Consider the following 23,678-nt stretch of genomic DNA (forward strand, 5'->3'; position numbering starts at 1 on the left):
CAGCCCGTAGGCTGGTTTTTTAAAAGCGAATCTTATTTGATTTTTGCGTGAGATTTTAAGTAACGCGTATAATCATCAAATTCTTGTTGACCACGAAGCTGTTGATACAATTTCACCAGCTCACTACGTTGCTCTGCACTTAAAACATCGATCGGATTTTTCTTCACTTCAGAAACTGCCACAACCACCAATTCATTTGGCATATTTGCTGTCGTTACTGACCAGTGACCTGCTTTAGGCGCTGGCACGCTAAATGCTGCACGTTGTACATCACGCTTAAGCAGACCTTCTGCGCGTGTATAGATGCCTGCATCTTCAAATACCAGTTTACCTTTCGCAACGGATGCTGCAGGCTTGGTTTTAAACTCATTCAATGCAGTTTGAACTTCAGCTTTGGCCGCAGCAAATGCTTTATCTTGAATCAGTTTCGCTTTTACTGCTGGTTTAGCTTCTGCCAGTGTCTGCTCCCCTGCTGCATGATAATTGCGAACTTTTACCCAAGCCACATCACCATTGGCTAACTGAATGCTTGAAGATGCATTACGGTCGCCATTTTTCACGTCATCGTTAAACAGTTTAACTTTGACAGCCGCATTACTTAGCAATGGATCACGTGTCGCAAGGGTCACACCATTTGCTTTCTGAACCTGAACGCCCTTCACTTCCTGAGCAACAACATCCAGCGAGTCCGCACTTACGACCATGTCATTCAGACTGTTTACCGTATCAGAGAATGCATTAGATTTTTTCGCTGCCAATACTTCTTCAGATAAACGTGCTTTTTGAGATTCAAACGATGGAACTGCTACATCAGGCAGTTGGACTGAAATAATATGGTAGCCATAATCCGTTTTAACAGGCGCTGAAACTTGACCAGATTTTAAAGATGCAACAGTCTGATCAAATGTAGTACCGAACACGCCTTTTTCATAGACAGCGATAGCACCACCTTTAGATTTAGATTCAGGATCTTCAGAGTATTGAGCTGCTGCTTGTGCAAAAGTGGTACCAGCTTTGATTTTAGCTGCAATTTCGTTTGCCAGTTTTTTGGCTTCAGCATCGCTACGGCTATCTGCAGTCACTAGAATATGTTTAACCTCTGGTTTCACATTCTGCTTCTGGTCAGCCACAAATTTATTATAAGCTTCCTGCAATTCTGCATCAGTGACGGCTACATTGGCAGTATCAATATTGCTCGGCTTGATCACCACATAATCCACATCAACGCTAGTCGGTTGCTTGAACTGGGATTTGTGCTTTTCATAATATGCTGCAATATCAGCTTCTGATACTTTTACTGCTTTTTTATAGCTGTCCAGATTCACGCTAGCGATATGAATATGACGCTGTTCAGTTTGCAGATCTGCAATTTGCTGCATCTCAACCGGACTGACCAGTGGATAATCCATAAAAGTAGAAGACAGCATTTTCAGTGCATGATCTTTACGTAAACTTTCTACTAAAGCATTGTTAGTCATGCCGATTGATTTCAGGTAATTTTCATATAAAGCATTAGAAAATTTGCCATTCTCCTGGAAAGAAGGTTGCTGAGAAATCATTTGTGCAATTTGTTGGTCACTCAGGCTAATCCCGAGTTTTTCAGCCTGTTGCAAGAGCAATGTACGCGCAACCAGGGTATCCATCGCTTTTTGATCGATGAAGCTTTGATTTAATAAGGTTTCATCACCATTGGCATAACTTAAGTATTGTTGTTTGAATGATTTTGTCAGTGACTCTAATTCTTGTTTAGAGATATCAGTTCCATTGACTGATTTTGCTGCATCAGAATTCCCGCCGCTAAAATATCCTTCAATACCTACAAGCGCTAAAGGGGTTAAAAACAGAACGAGCAAGACCTTGCCCAACCAACCCTTAATAACTTTACGAAAAGATTCCATAAGTATTCCAATATTTTATTTGCAGAGGATTTTAACCGAAAAAACCCATTGAATGAATGTGTTAATCAAAACAATTAAATCTATCAATAAAAAACGCGCCAAAGAAGGCGCGTTTTAGGATTGAAGCAGCTTAAGCAACAGCGTCTTTTAAGCCTTTACCTGCTTTGAAGCTAGGTACTTTGCTTGCTTTAATTTCAAGAGTAGCACCAGTTTGTGGATTACGGCCAGTACGTGCAGCACGCTCTTTAACGCCGAAAGTACCGAAACCAACTAGAGTTACTGTATCACCCGCTTTTAAAGCTTCAGTAACAGAAGCAATTGTAGCATCTAAAGCTTTACCTGCGTCAGCCTTAGATAATCCCCCTTTCTCTGCAATTGCATCAATTAATTCTGATTTATTCATGAAAACTACGTCCTCTTAATATCGTTTATTTAAGGTCCAAGAATTTGTTTAAACTACCATAACGCCTTTATAGCAATGCTTTAGGTATAAACGCAATACTTATAAACCTCTTTTTTTTCAAAATATATGCGAAAAAAACATTGAATTATGAAGAAAATCATTTTGTGTGTATTTTTTTCGATAATTCTTTCTGTATTTTTTCTTGCTGCAAGGTCAATTCATCAACCTTGGCATGCAACTGAAGAATTAAACGCTCCAGATGTTGTACATCCTTCAGTGTGACTAATCCTATACGATTCAAGGAATGATGAACAGAGTTGTCGATCAGTTTTTCAACCTTATCTTTGGTATCTGTCACAGATTCGCGTGCTTTTTCGGAGACTTTTTCCACAGTTTGATCTGCAATATCGACTGTTTTGGATTCTAGCTCTTCTCCGACCTTGACCAGCGAGTCAAACAGTTTATTGCCTTCTTCCTCTGCCCGGGAAAATGCCCCAAGGCCAGCCAACCAGATCTGCTTGGTATATTTACGAAAGTCCAGCATTGAACGTCGCTCTGAAGCAGACTTTGACTTACTCTTCACTGGTTTTTCAATCAATTCCTGATCTGTATCTTGTGTCGTTTTTGTTTTATCCATGTACACGACTCCTGCTTATTTTCTATGCAAATATCATAAAATTATCTACAAAATCACCGCATAATAGCAAATTTAGGGCTTGATAGATTTGCTAAACTGTTCTACAAAGCACTTTATTTCAAGTCTAATTTGATTTAACCCTGAAATCTTTTACTCAGCAGGATGCTTTTTCATTTTAATTTTCAGGTAAGGATTGGTTGTATATATGAGTGAATCGCAACAAAGTCAAAATCAACCACATTTGTTGCTTACGATGACTTTAATCGTTTTAGAAACAATATTCACGTTCATTCTCAAACATGACCGTGTTGTTGCTCTTCAGGCGAAGAAGTTTGTAGATGAGAATATTACAATAAAAATCAATAGTTATATTCCATATTTTGATTTCTATGTTCAGTTTACCAAAGACGGGCTGTTATTTGACTATAAAGCACCAGGCAGAGTTATTGATCTGGATGTTCGCACTACTTTAATGGATCTGATTAAGATCTTTATCTTTGGCAATCGCAGAAGCATTCGTGCGATGCGTATTGATGGCAATCAGGTTTTAAAAGACGAGTTCCGTGATTTACTGACTTTATTTGCCTTACCTAAAGTATTGTCCGACTGGAAACACTGGTTATCTGAACCACCGGCAGATGAGACCGATATTGTTTCATCAAGAAAACGTATTGCGCCTTTATTAAAGAAAATTGAAGATCAGCGTTCTAAAATTAATAGCCTGCAAGTTGAAGTTAAACAGTATCGCAACCGCATTAAACGTATGGAACGCCGTCAAAAGCGGATCAATATGGTCTTTAGTATAATCACAGTGCTTTTGATTGCGTTATTAGTGTATAATTGGATCAGCGCGTAATTCTTTCATTTTCAGAAAATTAAATACGCTCGCCATTCACAAAAATAACTTGACTAATTTAGTCGGGATTCATAAAATCTACACATCTAGTCTAACCATGTGTATCGAATCATGCGCCTAACCACTCGCGGTCGCTACGCAGTGACTGCTCTACTTGATTTAGCTTTGCAGCCATCTGAACAAACGATCACGCTTGCTGAAATTGCAGCACGTCAAACTATTTCTGTTGCCTATCTCGAGCAGTTATTTGCGAAACTAAAACGTTATGGTCTAGTTTCGAGTGTTCGCGGTGCCAATGGTGGATATCATTTAGCACGCAGCGCAGATGAAATTACTGTGTTAGCAATTATTGAAGCTGTAAACGAAACAGTTGATGCGACTCGCTGTGACCATAAAGGCAACTGCCAAAATGGCGCGATGTGCTTGACTCATGATTTATGGCAAGAACTCTCCCACCACATTGCCGATTATCTCGCAAAAATCACCCTTGCTGACCTTGTAGCTCGTGACAACGTACAAACTGTGTCATTACGCCAAAATTCAGCAAACATTGATTCAGCCCTTTTATCGGTTACAGGTATTTGACATGAAACGTCCGATTTATCTTGACTATGCAGCAACAACTCCGGTAGATCCTCAAGTTGCAGAACGTATGATGGAATGCTTAACTTTCGAAGGCACCTTCGGTAATGCAGCATCTCGTTCACATGCTTATGGCTGGCAAGCGGAAGAAAAAGTTGAATACGCCCGTGAACAAGTGGCGAATTTAGTAAAAGCTGATCCGCGTGAAATCGTATGGACTTCAGGTGCGACTGAATCTGACAACCTTGCATTGAAAGGTGTGGCTCAGTTCTATGCATCTAAAGGCAAACACATCATCACTTCTAAAATTGAACATAAAGCAATTTTGGATACATGTCGTGAGCTTGAGTCTGAAGGTTTTGAGATTACTTATCTTGAGCCGCAACCAAAAACTGGCTTAATTACTCCAGAAATGGTTGAAGCAGCAATCCGTCCAGACACCATTCTTGTTTCCCTGATGATGGTAAACAACGAAATCGGTACGACAACTGATGTTGCTGCGATTGGTGAAATCACCCGTGCGAAAAAGATTTTCTTCCACGTTGATGCTGCACAGGCTGCGGGTAAAGTTGAAATCGATCTTTCTCAATTGAAAGTCGATTTGATGAGCTTCTCTGCACATAAAATCTATGGTCCTAAAGGTATTGGTGCCCTGTTCGTACGTCGTTCACCACGTGTACGTCTAAAAGCACAAATGCATGGTGGCGGTCATGAACGTGGTATGCGTTCAGGTACTCTTGCAACTCACCAGATCGTTGGTATGGGTGAAGCATTTGAACTTGCAGGCAAAAATTTACAGTCTGAACAAGCTCGTTTACGTGTCCTTCGTGACAAGCTTTGGAATGGCTTACAAGGTCTTGAACAGGTATTCCTGAACGGTCACCCAACTCAAAACGTTGCAAACTACTTAAACGTAAGTTTCAATTTTGTTGAAGGTGAATCATTGATGATGGCACTGAAAGATGCAGCCGTATCTTCAGGTTCAGCATGTACATCTGCAACACTTGAACCATCTTATGTACTTCGTGCATTAGGTCTTTCTGATGAGCTTGCACACAGTTCGATCCGCTTCAGCTTTGGTAAGTACACCACTGAAGAAGATATCGATCACGTTTTAAATATCACTAAAGCTGCTGTTGAGAAATTACGTGAACTTTCTCCGCTTTGGGATATGTACAAAGAAGGTATCGACCTTTCTACAGTTGAATGGGCTGAGCACTAATTTTTGACTCTGAGATAGTTGTATTTACACTGCTATCTCATTGATAAAAAATTTTTAATCCCCATATTTATATTAAGGCTGACCCCGAGTTTTGGAGAAGCAACATGGCTTATAGCGAAAAAGTAATTGATCATTACGAAAACCCACGTAACGTTGGTGTTTTAGACAAAAATGCAGAAAACGTTGGTACTGGTATGGTCGGTGCACCTGCTTGTGGTGACGTAATGCGTTTACAGATCCAGGTAAATGATGAAGGCGTGATTGAAGAAGCACGTTTTAAAACTTATGGTTGCGGTTCTGCAATTGCATCCAGTTCATTAGTGACTGAATGGTTAAAAGGTAAAACCTTAGACCAAGCACAAGCAATCAAAAACATTGATATCGCAAATGAATTGGCTCTTCCACCAGTAAAAGTGCACTGCTCTGTACTGGCTGAAGATGCAATTAAAGCGGCTGTTGAAGACTACCGCAACAAGAAGTCTAAAGCTTAATCATTCGTTTTTTGAAGAAAGATTCACGGAGTTTTCATGATCCACTTAACTGAAAATGCAGCAACTCATATCAGCAATTACCTCAAAAGTCGCGGTAAGGGTGAAGGCATTCGTGTTGGTGTGAAAACTTCAGGCTGTTCTGGTCTTGCTTATGTTCTTGAGTTTGTCGACGAAGTCGATACTCATGACCAGGTCTTTGAACAGTTTGGTGTTAAAGTTTTCGTAGATCCAAAAAGTCTGGTGTATCTCGAAGGTCTAGAAATGGACTACGTAAAAAACGGCTTGAACGAAGGCTTCGAATTTAACAATCCAAATAAAAAAGGCGAATGTGGTTGTGGTGAGTCATTCACTGTCTGATTGCAGCAATAATTCTCTTTTTTCAGCATTAAAACAGTGTGAAATACACTGTTTTAATTGCATTTAGGCAGTTATTTTAATTGTCATCAAGCTTAATCATTTTTGCATATTAATCGCGGACTCTATCTCCCATGAATCATTTTGAGTTGTTCAATCTTCCTGTAGCACTCGATATTGATTTAGCCACTTTAAAAGCAGAGTTTTTAAAGTTGCAGCAACAATATCACCCCGATAAAGCTGAAGATAAAGATCAGGCTTTGATTAAATCAAGCGAGATCAACCAGGCATTCAAGGCTTTGTCAGCGGTTGATAGCCGTGCAGCTTATTTACTGTCTTTAAAAAAACAGGACTATCATCTGGATCAGTCTATTAGCGATTTTGAATTTCTTCAGGATGCGCTGGAAATTCGCGAACAATTAGATGAAGCCTCATCGGCTGAAGATCTTTCCTCTCTGAAAGTTGAAGTTCAGCAATGGATTGATGGTCTGGTTCGTGAGTTCAAAATCGACTATGAAGATGAAGACTGGAGTGAAGCTCGCGATACCGTGCGTAAACTGCGTTTCTTTGTTAAAGTCATGGCAGACATCGACAAAGCGGAAGACCGTTTCCTAGATGATGACAGCTTTGATCTTGATGATGAATTTTAATTTTTCTATTTAATTTTAACGTGCAAAGGATGTAACACTATGGCTCTCTTGCAGATTGCAGAACCAGGTCAATCAAGTGCACCACATGAACACCGCATTGCGATTGGTATCGATTTAGGCACCACCCACTCTTTGGTTGCCACGGTTCTTTCAGGTCAAGCCAAAGTACTCAAAGATGAACAAGGTCGTGTGTTACTTCCTTCTATCGTTCATTATGCAGCACAAAGCACTGAATATGGCGATGACGCCAAACCTTTTATTACCACCGATCCTAAAAATACGATTGTATCCGTAAAACGTTTTATGGGTCGCTCCCAAGCAGATATTAAATTCCAGCATCCTTATGCCTTGGTGGGCGAAGCGAATGAAATGCCGGCATTTGAAACTGCGCAAGGACGTAAAACGCCAGTTGAGATTTCTGCGGAAATTTTAAAGCAGCTTAAAGAACGTGCTGAAGCCAGCTTAAAAAATGAGATTAATGGTGCCGTGATTACGGTTCCTGCATACTTTGATGAAGCACAACGCCAGGCAACACGTGATGCCGCGCAACTGGCCGGTTTAAACGTTCTGCGTTTATTGAATGAACCAACGGCTGCTGCGGTAGCTTATGGACTGGATCAGGAAACTAACTTGAGCACAGATCGCAACTATGTGATCTATGACTTGGGCGGCGGTACCTTTGACGTTTCAATTCTGCGTTTCTCTCAAGGTGTGTTCGAAGTATTAGCGACTGGCGGCCATACTGCTCTGGGTGGTGACGATCTGGATCGCCTGATTCTAAAATGGGCTAAAAAACAGCTTAATATCGAAACCCTAGATGATGCTGAATATGCGCATTTCATTACTGCTGCGCGTAAAGCTAAAGAAGCATTATCTAATGCTGACTCAGTTGAATTAAAGCTGCTTGACCAAAGCCTGACTTTAGATCGTCCGACTTTTGAAGAAATCATCAAGGTTGCTTTGGATAAAACCATCAGCGTATGCAAGCGTGTCATGCGTGATGCCAAGCTGGAACTTGATGATATTCAGAATGTGGTGCTTGTAGGTGGTTCTACCCGCTCGTATGCCGTGCAAAAAGCAGTACGTGATGTATTTAACCAGGAACCTCTGTGCACCATTAACCCGGATGAAGTAGTTGCGATTGGTGCGTCAATTACAGCGAATCAGCTCATTGGCAACAGCAAAGATGGATCATTATTATTAGATGTGACTCCACTTTCTCTTGGTCTGGAAACTATGGGCGGTCTGGTTGAACGTCTGATTTCACGCAATACCGCAATTCCAGTTGCACGTCGCCAGGAATTTACAACGTATCAGGATGGCCAAACCGCTATGCTGATTCATGTGGTACAAGGTGAACGTGATCTGGTAGAACATTGCCGTAGCTTAGGCCGTTTTGTCCTGCATGGTATTCCACCAATGACCGCAGGTCAGGCACGCATTGAAGTGACTTTCCAAGTGGATGCGGATGGCTTGTTGACCGTTTCTGCCAAAGAAATGACTTCAGGTGTGACTGCACAAATTGATATCAAACCATCTTACGGTCTGTCGAGTGAAGATACTGAACGTCTGCTGTTAGAAGGTTATCAGTTTGCTGAAGAAGATAAGAATCTTCGTCATTTGCAGGAAACCAAGGTGGAAGCACAACGTGAACTTGAAGCACTGGTTCAGGCATTGAAAGTAGATGCTCAATTGATGAATGAACAGCAATTGGCAGAACTGACTGCTGCGCAAGCACGACTTGAGTCCGAGCTACAAGGCACAGATATCAAAGCCATTGAATCTGCAGTAGAACAGCTTAAAATACATAGTGATGCATTTGCTGCTCTGCGCATGAATCAACATATTGATGCTGCCCTTAAAGGCACTAAACTCGACGATTGGTCAAACTCAAACTAATTTAAGGTAAAGACTATGCCACGTATTAAAGTTCTTCCACATGCGCAAATTTGCCCTGAAGGCGCTGAGTTTGAAGTTGAACAAGATGCCAATCTATGTGAAAGCATGCTGAAAAACGGAATCAAGATTGAACATGCGTGTGATATGTCATGTGCATGTACCACTTGCCACGTAATTGTTCGTCGCGGTTTCGACAGCCTTGAAGAAATGAATGATGTCGAAGCTGATCTGCTCGATCGTGCTTGGGGTTTAGAGCCTGATTCCCGTCTGTCTTGCCAAGTGAAGATTGTGGATGAAGATCTGGAAGTTGAAATTCCAAAATATACCATCAACCATGCTTCAGAAAATCACTAAGATTCTGCAATCAAAAAACCACGCTTAGGCGTGGTTTTTTTTATGGTCTTTATCATTTATTTAAATCATAAAAATTAGATGACTTTTGATCGTTCAGCTGCTCGAAATGCTTCTTCAGCAGACAAAGGTTCAATGACTTCATCTTCAAGTTTTAATTTCACAATTCCTTGAGAGTTGGTCAGTTGCTGTTGGGTTTGAATGCGTTTAATCATTTTCTCCAGCACATGCAGCAACTCTGGATAATCATAGTTTTGCACTTCATCCAGATTTAACAGTAAATGGAAACCTTTATATTCATAATCAAACCAGCGCTGATATTCAACTTTCTGGAAGGCATATTTTTCCATCACTTGCCAGGTGCGTACCGGCGCCTTAATCCCTTTCAGGAAAATTGGCTTTTTAGGTGCACATAGATAATCATTTTTGATCAGGTTATGGGTATCTTCAGAAATCAGGATTTCATCAACTTCCGCAGCACTTTGTAAGCGTGCAGCCAGATTGGCATCACGACCAACAATGGTATAGGCCATACGGTGATTGGCACCATAGTTCCCCACGTGACAATAACCGGTCGAAATCCCCATACGGATATGTAATGGCGGATAACCCATTTTAATCCAGCGTTCGCGTAGTAATTTCATTTGCTGACGCATTGAAATCGCCATTTCCAGACAATTTTTAGCATCCTGCTCTACACCATCAGAGTGCGGATCGCCAAAGAAGATCAGGATGGCATCCCCCATGAACTTATCGACCGTTGCTTCATATTTTTTTGCGATTTCAGTCATATGGCTTAAATAGTCATTCAACAGGAAAGCCAAATCATCCGGAATCAGAGTTTCAGAAAGCTCTGTAAATCCCTGAATATCCGAAAAGAAAATCGTGAGTTTTTTACGTTTGTATTCGATCTTAGCTTCAGACTCGCCTTTCATGATGGATTGCCATAACTGCACTGGCGCATAACGGCTGAGCTGGTTAGCAAATTCCATATAACGGTTCATCTGGTCAAAATAATGATTTTTCTTTTGGGTCATATATTGCATACGACCGCTTTGATAGAAATTTCCGACACCAAAATAAGTAATCAAACAGATGAAACCTAGTACGGTGAGTTCGGTACTGGTGGGACTGAAATAGCTGGTAAACCCAAAAATGCCAATGGTAGACAGATAAAAGATCATGGTGCCAATCAGGCCAGCCAGTGACACCATCATGAACGAAATCTTGTTATTAATGGCGGTATATAGCAATGTGACCACTGCCAGTAGAGACAACACCAGATCCAGATGCACAGCTGCAAGTACAACCGATACGATAATCACATCTAGAACAAAGAAGAAATTACGTTTTAAATTATAGTCGTATTTATAAATCATCCACCGGGATAATTTCGGTGTGATCACCAAAACCAGTGCCAGAAATAACGGAACAAAAATCTGGTAATTGGTGTCCGGTTCCGTGTAGTGATAGACGATCAGAACCAGAGACAGCATGATATATCCCATCATCCGATGGAAATATTCAAACTGTTTTGGTTCCTGATGAATCCAGTCGTCTAATTGCACTCAATTACTCTCTTAAAGTCCAAAATCCTGAATGGACCATAAAATGTATGTCAACGCTTAGTCCATACGCCAGTCAAATGGCATATCTCCTTGACCGCGTAAAGCCAGCATCAAGGTTTGACGCATATGTGCCAATACTTCACTGCTATAAGGAACTGCTGGAGTGCCCCATACCGGCTTAGGCCATGCCACATCGTTTTGATAACGAACCACATGATGAAAATGCAGTTGCGGCACCATATTGCCCAAAGCTGCGACATTCATTTTGTCGGCACGGAATACACGCGCTAACTGGCTAGATAACCAGCTTGATTCACGTAAAAACTGCTCTTGGTCAGCTTGGCTCAATTCATATAATTCGGTAATGCCTGGTACACGCGGAACCAGAATCAACCACGGAAATTGCATATCATTCATCAAACGACATGTTGATAAAGGAAAGTCGCCTACAAAAAACGTATCTTGAGCAAGTTGTGGATGCAAACTAAACATATCTTTATAAATGATGCAAAATTAGAATGATGGCTAATACTACCATATACAATTGCGGCTGAGTATTGTAAGCGGGTGCTTTAGGGCAATTTTGTATGAATTGTGAAGGACAAAACGGCAAACTATTAGCTTAAATAATTTCATATGAAAACAAGCTGATATTCACACTATATTTATAAAAATGAAATATAGCGTGAATATTCATATTCTATAAAATCTAAAACTATTAATTTAGCTCTTTTAATAGGCTATCCAGTAAATCGCTGATGAACTGGATTCTTTTTTGATAATCTTCCAGCATCACCATCACTTTTAATCGCTGACCGCCTTCCATCCTGAAATATGTCGGATGTTTCTGCATCATCTGGATAATACTCATGGCTTGAACTGGCGTATCTGGTGCAAATTCGATATGGCCACCCTGCCCACCAATGTCAATTTTAGTGATGCCCAATTGCTCGGCTTTAAGACGTAGCTGATGCACAGCAAATAATTGTTTCACCGGTTGCGGCGGAATGCCAAAACGGTCAATCAGTTCCATACGGATATTATCGAGTTTTTCCTGAGTATCAGTATTACTGATGCGTTTATAGAACAGCAAGCGCTGATGTACATCACCCAGATAATCGTCCGGAATCAGGGCTGGCATATGCAGGTTGATTTCCGCAGTTAAAGACAGTGGTGCATCAAAATTCGGCGTTTTACCTTTTTGAATCGCTTTAGTCGCCTTTTCCAGCATTTCCATATACAGGCTATAGCCGATCGCCTGCATCGAACCACTTTGCTGCTCACCTAGAAGTTCACCTGCACCGCGAATTTCCAGATCTTCGGTGGCCAGCATAAAGCCTGCACCCAAAGTCGAGGCACGTTGAATCGCTTCCAGACGTTTTTCTGCATCACCTTTCAAGGCTTTTAGGGATGGCACTAACAGATAGGCATAAGCCTGGTGATGCGAACGCCCAACCCGGCCACGCAACTGGTGTAACTGTGCAAGACCGAGCTTGTCTGCCCGCTCAATAATAATAGTATTGGCATTAGGTACATCAATCCCGGTCTCGATAATAGTCGAGCACACCAGAACATTGTATTCCTTGTGATAGAACTGCTGCATCACCTGCTCCAGTTCACGCTCACGCATTTGCCCATGGGCCACAATGACACGTGCTTCCGGCACCAGATTCCGGATATTTTCTGCAGCACGGTCAATGGTATCGACTTCATTATGCAGGAAATAGACCTGACCACCACGCAGTAATTCACGCAGAATCGCCTCTCGAATGGTGTCGCTGGTATGTTCCTGCACAAAAGTTTTTACAGCCAGACGGCGTGCTGGTGGTGTTGCAATAATGGACAGATCACGCATACCACTAAAGGCCATATTTAGGGTACGTGGAATTGGCGTTGCTGTTAGGGTCAGCATATCCACATCGGCACGCAAGGCTTTAATACGTTCTTTATCACGCACCCCGAAACGATGTTCTTCATCGACAATCATCAGTCCCAGATTATGGAACTGGACATTTTCCTGTAAAAGCTTATGGGTGCCGATGACAATATCGACTTTGCCATCCGCTAAACCCTCAATCGTTTTGGTATGCGCTTTAGATGAACCGAAACGGGAAAGCACCTCAATCCGAACTGGCCAGTCCGCAAAACGGTCTTTAAAAGATTCATAATGCTGTTGTGCCAGCAAAGTGGTAGGCACTAATACCGCAACCTGACGGTTATTTTGAACTGCGACAAAGGCTGCCCGCATGGCGACTTCAGTTTTACCAAAACCGACATCACCACAGACCAGACGGTCCATTGGTTTTGCCAGTTGCATATCATATAGTGTGGCTTCAATCGCATTGGCCTGATCCGGTGTTTCTTCATAAGCAAAGCCGCTAGCAAACTGCATATACAGACTTTGATCAACCTCAAAACTGATGCCCGGCTTAGATGAACGACGTGCCTGAATATGTAATAACTCGGCTGCGACATCATGAATCTGTTCCAAAGCCTTACGTTTGGCTTTATTCCAGGCATCCGTACCCAGTTTATGTAACGGTGCGAGATCTGGATCGCCACCACTATAGCGGCTGATCAGATGCAGGTTAGTCACCGGCACATAGACTTTAGCGCCTTCAGCATAGTCCAGTTGCAGAAATTCATGGTCCTGATCATCGATACTTAAAGTAATTAAGCCTGCATAACGTCCTACACCATAATCAATGTGTACCACTGGTGCACCAATGCTTAGCTCGGTCAGACTGCGGATCAGGAATTCTTCTGATACTTCCTGCTGACGCTTGCGACGACGTTGGACCACACGATGTTCGTAAAGCTGATTTTCCGAGATCACACTGATCCGATTTGTCAGAACCAGACCACGTTCCAATGGTGCACTGGTAATCGCAATCGCATGCAGAGAATCGACAAAAGCATCAAAGTTTTCTACGGTCGGAATATCGCCCAGACTTGGGCGCAGCGCATCTTTTAAGGTTTCACGACGACCAGCACTTTCAGCAACCAGTAAAACCGGATGATCGGCCGCATCAATATATTTTTTGACTTCGGTAAAGGGCTTTTCACGTTTTGGATCAACAGGCAAGCGTGGTGGTAACTGGGTATCCAGATTAATCACGCCGGCTTTCTCATCAAAAGCTTCTTGTGCCGCAATGATGCGACTAAACTGATTTAGCTGTTCTAAAAGCTGATTGGTCGGACAGAACAGTGCTTCAGGCGGCAGAATCGGCTGATCAATATTATGGCAGCGATCTTCATAACGGCGAGTTACGTCCTGCCAGAACTGTTCTAAACTCTGCTCCAACGCCTTATCTGTAATGACAATGCCATTCTTTGGTAAGTATGAAATTAAGGTACTTTGCCCTTGCATCGCTTCATGACTAAAGAATAAAGGCAGGTAGAACTCAATTCCCGGTGAAGCAATGCCATCCATTACATCCTGATAAATTGGATTTTTCTTTGGATTAGCTGTGGGGAAAAATTCTGCATAACGGTCACGGAAAGTAGCACGACCCTCCTTCAGTGGAAATTCTTGTGCAGGTAATACGGTAAATTGTTCTAGAGTTTGCGTAGTACGTTGCGTTTCCGGATCAAAAAATTTCAGGGTTTCAATTTCATCATCGAACAGGTCAATCCGGATTGGTGCATCCTGACCTGAAGCATATATATCGATAATGCTACCGCGAACTGCAAATTCACCATGGTCATAAACGGTGTCGACCAGATGATAACCAGCCTGAATCAGTTTTTTCTTTTGCTGTTCCAGATCCAGCTTTTGCCCGACTCGAATATCGAAGTGTTCACCCAGCACCCATGAAGTAGGTGCAACACGCTGTGCCAATGTAGAAGCTGCCAGCAACAATACGCCACCTTGGGGCATATTAGATAAAATTGCCAGACGTTCAGAGACGATATCCTGATGCGGTGACAGACGGTCATAAGGCAAAATTTCCCAGTCTGGAAATATGGTCGGTTTAATCCCATAAAATTCCAGTTCACTTTCCAGTTGACCCAAATGCTGGTTATTACGCGCAACAATAACAAATAGACGCGATCGTTGCTGCTTGATAATTTCTTTCAGCAATAATGCAGTAGACGAGCCTTGCAGATTGCCTAACCAGCGTTTCTCGCCTACCTTGAGCTTTGTTAAATTAAGTTGGGAAATTTCTTGTTGGAACATGTATATAGCTTTAAAGTCTAAACAACATGAAGCTTATACTATCACGATGATCTGGTGCTATTTCGTTATTTTTATGCAGTCGTTACAGATTGACTGCATAGGATAAAATCAGCCTATGATTCAGTTATTTTTTATCACGTAAAAAGTTACGATAATAGTCATTCAACTTTTTCACAATTGCTTTGAATTGCAGCAGGTTTTCTTCAGTATTTCCTAATCTTGCATTAAAACGCTGATTGGCAATTTCCAGATCAATTTTTTCATTAATGATCATTGCAGTTGAATATAGCGCTTTTAAATCATCAAAAGTTTTCATGCGTCGGTTAGACAAATATTCCAGTCGCTCACCCAGCTCCTGATTTAAATTAATCCCATCCACAATATAGCCAGTCCCTTCTACATATTGGATATGATTCTCTTCCAGAAAAATCTGAGCCGGATCAGGTTTATTTGATTTAAATAAGTTGCTGATTTTATCAAACATGCTATGCACTCAATTCATTGTGTCATCGATATAGTCTAGATGAAAATGCCCCAAACCCACAGACGGGATTTGAGGCAAATGGTTAAAATCAGCACGAATCTATATTCGGCTCATCCTTAAACTTTCAGGATACCTGTTCCCATTGATTCATCATTGGGACTTCTGAAACCAGATTTTCAAAGGCAAAAATTTCATCCAGCTGAATTTCACTTAACAAACCCAGTTCCAGCACCACTTCGGGTACAGTTTTATTTTCACGAATACATTGCTTGCCAATTTCATCACAAGTGGCATGACCTAAAAGTGGTTCCAGTAAGGTGATAATCCCGATACTGCGCATCACTGCATTTAAACAGTTCTGTTCATTGGCCTGAATCCCGGCAATACATTTTTGTTGTAGGGTCTGCATACCTTGAGTTAATAATTGGATGGATTCATTTAAGGATACTGCAATGACCGGCTCCATAACATTAAGCTGTAATTGCCCTGCTTCTGCTGCCATTGTCACAGTCAGGTCATTACCAATCACACGAAATGCAATCTGATTGACTACTTCTGGAATAACCGGATTGACCTTAGCTGGCATGATAGAAGAACCCGCCTGTAATTCTGGCAAACGGATTTCCGCTAGACCGGTACGCGGGCCAGAACTTAAAAGACGCAAGTCATTACAGATCTTGGATAATTTAACAGCCAGACGTTTCAGGCTGCTTGATAGAATAATAAACACGCCGCAATCGCTGGTCGCTTCGACATAATCTTCCGCGCCTTTTAAAGGTAGGCCAGTAATTTTCGCTAAAGTTTGTACTGCATGTTTGGCATAACCATCTGGAGTATTCACGCCGGTTCCAATGGCGGTCGCACCCAGATTCACTTCCAGCAATAACTGACGCATTTGCTCAATCAGCTTCAGGTCTTCTTTTAATAAGGTTGCGAAAGCACGGAATTCCTGTTCCAGAGTCATTGGGACTGCATCCTGTAACTGGGTACGCCCCATCTTGATCACATATTGAAACTCTGATGACTTGCTATATAAAGTATCAATCAACGATTTTTGTACATGAAGCAGTTCATCCAGACGTGTATAAGTCGCTAGACGTAGTGCCGTGGGATAGACATCATTGGTTGATTGTGAAGTATTCACATGATCATTTGGATGCAGGATATGGTAATCGCCTTTACGATGCCCGAGCAATTCTAGCGCCCGATTTGCAATAACCTCATTCGCATTCATATTGATAGAAGTACCAGCTCCACCCTGATAAGGATCAAGCGGAAATGCCTCCTGCCAGTCCTGAGGTTGATGAATTAATTCATCACAGGCTTGTTGAATAGCACTACTTTGTTGTTCTGATATTTTCTGAAAATGTAAATTCGTTTGTGCTGCTGCTTTTTTAACTTGCGCCAATGCGCGAATAAAGTGTGCTTGCTGACCTACTGCCAGACCTGAGATCTGAAAATTCTCAATCGCACGCAAAGTATGAATACCATAATAGCTGTGCTGGGGAATTTGTTTTTTCCCCAATAAATCCTGTTCAATTCGACTTGATTCTATTTGCAACATATTGTCCATGTCATATTACTCTTAGCAATGATGCACCATTCAGAATGGCATTCATTCACTATGAAGAGAGGCCCTAAAAACAAATAGAAGTGATTTAAGCAGGATTTGAAACAAAATATGTCTAATTCGAGATTGTTGTTATTTTTGTAAAATTGTGTAATTAAAATACAAAAGTTCAATGAATTTAACTGTTTATTAAAATTATTTATTTTTCTTCAAAACCATGTGTAACTTTGTATTTTATAACCCTCTACTAATTCTTCATTTATATGAGAAAATTCTTAATTTACATAAAATATACACAAAAGCTGCTCAACTGTTACAGAGTGTAATTTTTAAACCATGTTTGAATCACTGCCCTGTGAATGCAGTTCAAAAATCATCCCGGATGATGATGTTTAAAATTTAAGGATACTCTGCCTATGAGCTCGCTTAACCCAACACTGATTACTTTTATGTTTTATATCGTCGCCATGATTGGGATCGGTTTATATGCCTATCGTGCGACGTCCAATTTTGATGAATATATTCTGGGTGGGCGAAGTCTGGGCAGTGTAGTGACTGCGCTTTCCGCAGGTGCATCCGACATGAGTGGCTGGCTGCTGATGGGCTTACCCGGAGCCATCTATTTTTCCGGTCTGTCAGAAGTCTGGATTGCGATTGGCCTGATTATTGGCGCCTGGCTGAACTGGTTACTGGTAGCTGGCCGTCTGCGTGCCCATACTGAATTTCAGAACAATGCTCTGACCCTGCCTGATTATTTCACCAGCCGTTTTGCGGATAAGAAACGAATCTTACGCTTACTATCAGCCATTGTGATTCTGGTGTTCTTTGCAATTTACTGTGCTTCCGGTATGGTCGCAGGTGCGCGTCTGTTCGAAAGCCTGTTTGGCTGGGATTACACGACAGCACTTTGGCTCGGTGCAGTGGCCACGATTCTGTATGTGTGTATTGGCGGCTTCCTGGCAATCAGTTGGACCGATACCTTTCAGGCTGGCTTAATGATCTTTGCGTTGCTTATTACACCCATCATTACCTATCTGGCATTGGGTGATAACGCTCAACAGGTGGGCACCCTACTGGAAACTGCCCGTCCACATGCATCCAATATGCTGGAAGGCCTAAGTTTTGTCGCGATTATTTCTAGCTTGGCTTGGGGCTTAGGCTATTTTGGTCAGCCACATATTCTGGTGCGCTTTATGGCGGCAGATTCGGTCAAAACTATTCCTACTGCACGCCGGATCGGCATGACCTGGATGATTCTGTGTCTGGTGGGTGCAATGTCGGCGGGCTATATCGGGATTGCTTATTTTGCAGCAAATCCTGACCTTCCTGCTGCTGCAATCGTCAACCAGAATCCTGAAACCGTGTTTATGGAATTGACCAAAATCCTGTTTAACCCTTGGATTGCAGGCATCATATTAGCGGCAATTCTGGCTGCGATTATGAGTACATTGAGCTGCCAGTTACTGGTCTGTTCGACTACCCTGACTGAAGATTTATATAAGGGTTTCCTACGTAAAAATGCTTCGCAAAAAGAACTGATCTGGGTCGGTCGTGGCATGGTGATTGTGATTGCCTTGATTGCAATTTCATTGGCCATCAATCCAAACAGTAAAGTTCTGGGTCTGGTGGCTTATGCCTGGGCTGGCTTTGGCGCTGCCTTTGGTCCTTTGATCATTTTCTCACTGTTCTGGAAACGTATGACCCTCAACGGCGCGATTGTCGGAATGGTGATGGGCGCCGTGACTGTAATTGCCTGGAAAAATTATATGGGTGATACTAGTCTGTACGAGATCATCCCGGGCTTTATTCTGGCAGCGCTAAGTATCGTGATTGTGAGCCTATTGGATAAAGCGCCAAACCACGATGTCGTCAATCGTTTTGAACTGGCAAAAGCCGAATATCAGAAAGAAATGGCTGAAATGAATAAATAATCTTTCTATTTCAAATTAAAAAGGGACTTCGTGTCCCTTTTGTTTTGTCTGAATTTATACCTTAGCTTTAGCCGGCATTTTCAGCTTGATCTGCTGGGTTTCCTTGATCACTTCCATTACTGGATAACTACGGGTTTCTTTTACCCCCGGTAATTGCCACAAAATATCACCGGAGATTTTTCGGAATTCATCCATATTGGCACAGCGGATTTTCACCACAAAATCAAAACCGCCACTAATCATATGACATTCCACGATATCGGGAATATGCTGTACCGCCTCGGAAAATTCTTCCAACACATTCGGTGTGGTTTTATCCAGCAGAATTTCGACAAAGACCACAAAACCGTTATTCAGCATAATTGGATTAAGTCGCGCTTCATAACCGAGAATAAATCCCTCCTTAGTCAGTTTTTGTACACGCGCCAGTACCGCAGTTGGTGAAAGATTCACCATCTCTGCCAGTTTAATATTGGAAATTTTCGATTCAGACTGCAGCAAATCAAGGATGCGAATATCTATTCGGTCAAGGCTTAAATATGGGCTATTCATTAGAATTATTCTCTAAAAATGATACAAACTATAGTGAGATATTCGTCAATTATTTTGGGATTATAGATTAAAACTCATTCAACTCAAAGAACCGATTGACGCAGTACAGGAAGTCACTATGTCCACCACAATACGCCCGAATTCGCACTCGAATGCAGTGAAGCAATCGAATTACATTGCTGAATTTAAGGATAAAAACCAATATGAACAGCGCATCAATACCGCATGGCGACGTGCCGAGTCCGAGTGCATGGAAACGCTGCTGGAACATAGTGAAATTTCTTCAGAACTGACAGATAAAATTCAGTGCCTGGCTTTTGATCTGGCACATTCCCTGCGCGAGCGTAAAGGCTCAGGCGGTAAAGCCGGTATCGTACAAGGACTGCTTCAGGAATTTTCGCTCTCTTCTCAGGAAGGGATTGCCTTGATGTGTCTGGCAGAAGCCTTACTACGTATTCCAGATACAGCAACCCGTGACTTACTGATCCGCGACAAAATCAATCAGGGCAACTGGAAAGAACATCTTGGTCAAAGCCAGCTGATGTTTGTGAATGCTGCGGCTTGGGGGTTAATGCTCACTGGAAAGCTGATGGAAACTCCACAGCAGAAAAGCCTGTCGAGTTTATTAACCGGTCTTTTAGCACGTAGTGGCCGTGGCATCATCCGTAAAGCGGTGGACGTCGCAATGCGCATGATGGGTGAGCAGTTTGTCACTGGCGAAACCATTGATGAAGCCCTGAAAAATGCAGAACGACTAGAAGATAAAGGTTTCCAATATTCTTATGACATGCTTGGTGAAGCAGCGCTGACCGATCCAGATGCGGAGCGTTATTATCAGGACTATCAAGACGCCATTCATGCTATCGGCAAGGCATCAACAGATAAGGATGTTTATAACGGTCCCGGTATTTCCATCAAACTGTCTGCACTGCATCCACGTTATCAACGTTCACAAATGGATCGTGTGAATGATGAACTGTATAGCAAGGTACTGAATCTGGCAGTTCTGGCGAAAAACTATAATATCGGCCTGAATATTGATGCCGAAGAAACTGAGCGTCTGGAAATTTCCTTAGAGCTTTTAGAACGCTTGTGTTTTGAACCTGAACTCGATAACTGGAAAGGCATTGGTTTTGTGATTCAGGCCTACCAGAAACGCTGCTTCTATGTCGTGGATTACATCATTGATCTGGCTAAACGCAGCCAGAAACGCCTGATGATTCGTCTGGTGAAAGGTGCGTATTGGGATAGCGAGATCAAGAAAGCCCAGATCGAAGGTATGTCTGATTATCCGGTATTTACCCGTAAAGTGCATACTGACCTATCCTATATTGCCTGCGCACGTAAACTACTGGCAGAACCGGACTATATTTACCCACAATTTGCGACACATAATGCGCAGACTGTTGCCACGATTTATCAGCTCGCTAATCCAGACCGCTATTATGCCGGTCAATACGAATTCCAATGTCTGCATGGCATGGGTGAACCGCTATATGAAAATGTGGTAGGTGATAAAGCGGCTGGTAAACTTGGTATTCCATGCCGGATCTATGCGCCGGTCGGTAACCATGAAACCCTACTGGCCTATCTGGTTCGTCGCTTGCTAGAAAATGGCGCGAATACCTCTTTCGTCAATCGCATTGCTGACAAGAGTTTAAAAGTCGAAGACCTAATTGAGAATCCGCGTCAAACCATTTTAAAAGCAGCTCAACAAGAAAATGCCTTAGGTGCCAAACACCCGCAGATTCCTTATCCAAAAGATTTATACGGTGCTCTGCGTCCAAATTCGTCCGGTTTGGATCTGGCCAGTGACGCAGACCTGCAAGCCTTAAATGAAGTTGCAACTGACTTGGCGAATAGCCAATTCCAGGCTGCTGCAATGGGTACTGCTTTCTCAGAAATTAACAGTCATCCTGTACAGATTATCAACCCAGCCCAGCATCAAGATGTGGTGGGTACTGTATATGAAGCAACGACTGAACAGGCTGAAATAGCCCTGACTCAGGCCGTAAATGCACAAAGTTTCTGGAGCAACTTGCCAAAGAATGAACGTGCTGCCTGTCTCAATAAAGCCGCTGACCTGATGCAGGAACGTCTGTTACCACTGATGGTCCTTCTGTCTCGTGAAGCCGGTAAAACTTATGCCAATGCGATTGCGGAAGTTCGCGAAGCAATTGACTTCCTGCGCTATTATGCTGGCCAGATGCTGGACCTGTCTAATGATGTACATATTCAGCCTTTAGGAACTGTACTCTGCATTAGTCCTTGGAACTTCCCGTTAGCGATCTTTACCGGACAGATTTCGGCGGCATTGGTTGCTGGCAATACAGTCATCGCAAAACCTGCTGAACAGACTCCGTTGATTGCCGCTCAAGCTGTGCAGATTCTCTGGGAAGCGGGTATTCCACAAGATGTACTGCAATTATTACCGGGTCGTGGTGAAACCATTGGAGCTCAACTCAGCCAAGATTCACGCATCCAAGGCATCATGTTTACCGGTTCTACTGAAGTAGCAAAAATTCTACAGAAGACCGTAGCAGAACGACTGAATCAGTTTGGCGAAAGCGTCACTTTAATTGCCGAAACTGGTGGTCAGAATGCCATGATCGTAGATTCATCAGCGCTCACCGAACAGGTTGTGCTGGATGTAGTTAACTCAGCTTTTGATAGTGCTGGTCAGCGCTGTTCTGCCCTGCGTGTACTCTGTGTGCAGGAAGACAATCTGGATACTGTGCGTAAGATGCTACAAGGAGCCATGCAACAGCTACGTGTCGGCAATCCGGTTCTACTCAAAACCGATATTGGTCCAGTGATTGATGCCGAAGCACAGCAGAATATCCAGAAACATATTGATCAGATGCGCAGTAAAGGTCATCAAGTTCATCAGCTGATGTTTAATCAAGATGCTTCTGATCTGGCTCAAGGGACTTTTATTCCACCGACCTTGATTGAACTGCCGAATTTAAATGATCTTGAGCGTGAAATCTTTGGTCCAGTACTACATCTGATTAGCTATAAAGCCGGCGAGCTGCCACAACTACTAGATCAGATCAACAGCAAAGGATATGGCCTGACTATGGGCCTACATACCCGGATCGATGAAACCATGCAGACTGTAATTTCAAAAGCACATGTCGGGAACTTGTATATCAACCGAAATATTGTCGGTGCTGTGGTGGGTGTACAGCCCTTTGGTGGTGAAGGTCTGTCTGGGACTGGTCCGAAAGCCGGTGGTCCACTTTATATCTACCGTTTAATGCATCAGGTGTCTGAGAAGAAACTGGCTCAGCCTTATGCGATGCAGTCTGCTCAGGCACTACTTAAAAATCCGGTGTCGCAAGATTTTAAGGATTGGGTAAGCAAGACTTTTCCACGGGTTTCTTTGCAAGCTCCTGCTCAGATTGCAACGGGACATAGCTTTAGCCTGCAAGGTCCAACGGGTGAAGAAAACCAGTACATGATCTTGCCGCGTGAGAGTGTGCTCTCTCTAGCAGAAAATGATATGGATCAGATTCAGCAAATCTTGGCGATCTTATCGGTTGGTAGCCGCCCGGCCGTACTCGCAGACAATACTTTTATACTCAAGTATCTGCAAAGCATGCCCGCGAGTGTGGTGAAAGCTATTAAAGTTATCAAAGATATTGAATCAGGTGATTTTGAGGCTGTACTGCATCATGGCGAGACCACTGCATTGATGGATTTGCAGCAACGTATTACAAGACGACAAGGAGCTATTGTAGGTATCACGCATTTAAGCTCTGGAAATTATGAGATTCCAGTGGAGCGTTTCGTGATTGAACATGCAATCAGTATCAATACCGCAGCTGCAGGTGGTAATGCTAGTCTCATGACCATGTCAGGCCTATAAACAGCTTTAGTACTTAAATTATTTTAATCCCTTTCCTCTTATGGTCAAATCTCTCCCCTTTGAAGATTTGGCCTTTTTTTAACAGCTTTTCCAGCCTGTTTCCCTGAATAGCCTTAGGCAGAACAGCAAATTTTTGCTACCATCTTGGCTTTCAAAATATTTGCGATTTTTTACTGCAT

The 23,678-nt window shown here is 42.5% G+C and carries 19 protein-coding genes; 10 read left to right on the forward strand and 9 right to left on the reverse strand.

Going from position 1 to position 23,678, the window contains the following annotated elements; translation table 11 throughout:
* Window positions 1–32: 32 nt before the first annotated feature.
* The 3 genes from FTU03_RS02435 to FTU03_RS02445 all read right to left on the reverse strand — a co-directional run bounded on the left by FTU03_RS02435 (window position 33) and on the right by FTU03_RS02445 (window position 2,938).
* The gene (locus FTU03_RS02435) at window positions 33–1,898 is read right to left on the reverse strand and encodes a SurA N-terminal domain-containing protein (RefSeq protein ID WP_179992332.1); all 1,866 of its coding nucleotides are present in this window, start codon (window positions 1,896–1,898) and stop codon (window positions 33–35) included.
* Window positions 1,899–2,028: 130 nt separating this feature from the next.
* A complete protein-coding gene (locus FTU03_RS02440; RefSeq protein WP_004786051.1) occupies window positions 2,029–2,301 on the reverse strand; it encodes an HU family DNA-binding protein in 273 nt (90 codons plus the stop codon).
* A gap of 157 nt (window positions 2,302–2,458) precedes the next feature.
* Window positions 2,459–2,938, reverse strand: coding sequence for a phasin family protein (locus FTU03_RS02445; RefSeq protein WP_179992331.1), 480 nt, complete (start codon window positions 2,936–2,938; stop codon window positions 2,459–2,461).
* A 205-nt stretch (window positions 2,939–3,143) separates the two neighbouring features.
* Here FTU03_RS02445 and FTU03_RS02450 point away from each other — a divergent pair, with 205 nt between their 5' ends.
* The 8 genes from FTU03_RS02450 to fdx all read left to right on the forward strand — a co-directional run bounded on the left by FTU03_RS02450 (window position 3,144) and on the right by fdx (window position 9,346).
* Window positions 3,144–3,794 carry a hypothetical protein gene (locus FTU03_RS02450; protein WP_104426168.1) on the forward strand — a complete coding sequence of 217 codons (651 nt, stop codon included), beginning with the start codon at window positions 3,144–3,146 and terminating at the stop codon, window positions 3,792–3,794.
* A gap of 111 nt (window positions 3,795–3,905) precedes the next feature.
* Window positions 3,906–4,379: an Rrf2 family transcriptional regulator gene (locus FTU03_RS02455; protein WP_179992330.1), complete on the forward strand. Its 474-nt coding sequence runs from the start codon at window positions 3,906–3,908 to the stop codon at window positions 4,377–4,379.
* Window position 4,380: 1 nt separating this feature from the next.
* Window positions 4,381–5,598 (forward strand): IscS subfamily cysteine desulfurase, encoded by a 1,218-nt coding sequence (locus tag FTU03_RS02460; RefSeq protein ID WP_166136649.1) that lies wholly within the window; start codon window positions 4,381–4,383, stop codon window positions 5,596–5,598.
* Between the two features lie 104 nt (window positions 5,599–5,702).
* Window positions 5,703–6,089 carry a Fe-S cluster assembly scaffold IscU gene (iscU, locus tag FTU03_RS02465; protein WP_004786061.1) on the forward strand — a complete coding sequence of 129 codons (387 nt, stop codon included), beginning with the start codon at window positions 5,703–5,705 and terminating at the stop codon, window positions 6,087–6,089.
* A 36-nt stretch (window positions 6,090–6,125) separates the two neighbouring features.
* Window positions 6,126–6,446 carry an iron-sulfur cluster assembly protein IscA gene (gene iscA, locus FTU03_RS02470; RefSeq protein ID WP_004786063.1) on the forward strand — a complete coding sequence of 107 codons (321 nt, stop codon included), beginning with the start codon at window positions 6,126–6,128 and terminating at the stop codon, window positions 6,444–6,446.
* A 131-nt stretch (window positions 6,447–6,577) separates the two neighbouring features.
* On the forward strand, window positions 6,578–7,093 hold the full coding sequence (hscB, locus tag FTU03_RS02475; protein WP_104426170.1) for a Fe-S protein assembly co-chaperone HscB: 516 nt from the start codon (window positions 6,578–6,580) through the stop codon (window positions 7,091–7,093).
* 39 nt (window positions 7,094–7,132) lie between these two features.
* Complete coding sequence (gene hscA / locus FTU03_RS02480; protein WP_179992329.1) at window positions 7,133–8,992, forward strand: Fe-S protein assembly chaperone HscA; 1,860 nt, start codon at window positions 7,133–7,135, stop codon at window positions 8,990–8,992.
* 15 nt (window positions 8,993–9,007) lie between these two features.
* A complete protein-coding gene (gene fdx / locus FTU03_RS02485; protein ID WP_034702567.1) occupies window positions 9,008–9,346 on the forward strand; it encodes an ISC system 2Fe-2S type ferredoxin in 339 nt (112 codons plus the stop codon).
* A 74-nt stretch (window positions 9,347–9,420) separates the two neighbouring features.
* Here fdx and FTU03_RS02490 read toward each other — a convergent pair whose 3' ends face one another.
* The 5 genes from FTU03_RS02490 to aspA form a co-directional block, all read right to left on the reverse strand.
* Window positions 9,421–10,911, reverse strand: coding sequence for an adenylate/guanylate cyclase domain-containing protein (locus tag FTU03_RS02490; RefSeq protein WP_159122747.1), 1,491 nt, complete (start codon window positions 10,909–10,911; stop codon window positions 9,421–9,423).
* A 57-nt stretch (window positions 10,912–10,968) separates the two neighbouring features.
* Window positions 10,969–11,403 (reverse strand): HIT domain-containing protein, encoded by a 435-nt coding sequence (locus FTU03_RS02495; RefSeq protein WP_004786072.1) that lies wholly within the window; start codon window positions 11,401–11,403, stop codon window positions 10,969–10,971.
* A gap of 226 nt (window positions 11,404–11,629) precedes the next feature.
* Window positions 11,630–15,091: a transcription-repair coupling factor gene (gene mfd, locus FTU03_RS02500; RefSeq protein ID WP_179992328.1), complete on the reverse strand. Its 3,462-nt coding sequence runs from the start codon at window positions 15,089–15,091 to the stop codon at window positions 11,630–11,632.
* Window positions 15,092–15,215: 124 nt separating this feature from the next.
* On the reverse strand, window positions 15,216–15,575 hold the full coding sequence (locus FTU03_RS02505) for a hypothetical protein (RefSeq protein ID WP_179992327.1): 360 nt from the start codon (window positions 15,573–15,575) through the stop codon (window positions 15,216–15,218).
* Between the two features lie 124 nt (window positions 15,576–15,699).
* Window positions 15,700–17,148 carry an aspartate ammonia-lyase gene (aspA, locus tag FTU03_RS02510; RefSeq protein WP_179992326.1) on the reverse strand — a complete coding sequence of 483 codons (1,449 nt, stop codon included), beginning with the start codon at window positions 17,146–17,148 and terminating at the stop codon, window positions 15,700–15,702.
* A 413-nt stretch (window positions 17,149–17,561) separates the two neighbouring features.
* Here aspA and putP point away from each other — a divergent pair, with 413 nt between their 5' ends.
* Complete coding sequence (gene putP, locus FTU03_RS02515) at window positions 17,562–19,076, forward strand: sodium/proline symporter PutP (RefSeq protein ID WP_179992325.1); 1,515 nt, start codon at window positions 17,562–17,564, stop codon at window positions 19,074–19,076.
* A 54-nt stretch (window positions 19,077–19,130) separates the two neighbouring features.
* On the opposite strand, the gene FTU03_RS02520 is transcribed toward putP, so the two are convergent.
* Window positions 19,131–19,628 carry an Lrp/AsnC ligand binding domain-containing protein gene (locus FTU03_RS02520; RefSeq protein WP_004786082.1) on the reverse strand — a complete coding sequence of 166 codons (498 nt, stop codon included), beginning with the start codon at window positions 19,626–19,628 and terminating at the stop codon, window positions 19,131–19,133.
* Between the two features lie 118 nt (window positions 19,629–19,746).
* On the opposite strand from FTU03_RS02520, the gene putA reads away from it, so the two are divergent.
* On the forward strand, window positions 19,747–23,499 hold the full coding sequence (putA, locus tag FTU03_RS02525; RefSeq protein ID WP_179992324.1) for a trifunctional transcriptional regulator/proline dehydrogenase/L-glutamate gamma-semialdehyde dehydrogenase: 3,753 nt from the start codon (window positions 19,747–19,749) through the stop codon (window positions 23,497–23,499).
* The last annotated feature ends 179 nt before the right edge of the window (window positions 23,500–23,678 follow it).

The sequence above is a fragment of the Acinetobacter sp. YH12046 genome (assembly GCF_013419905.1).
Classification (GTDB): Bacteria; Pseudomonadota; Gammaproteobacteria; order Pseudomonadales; family Moraxellaceae; genus Acinetobacter.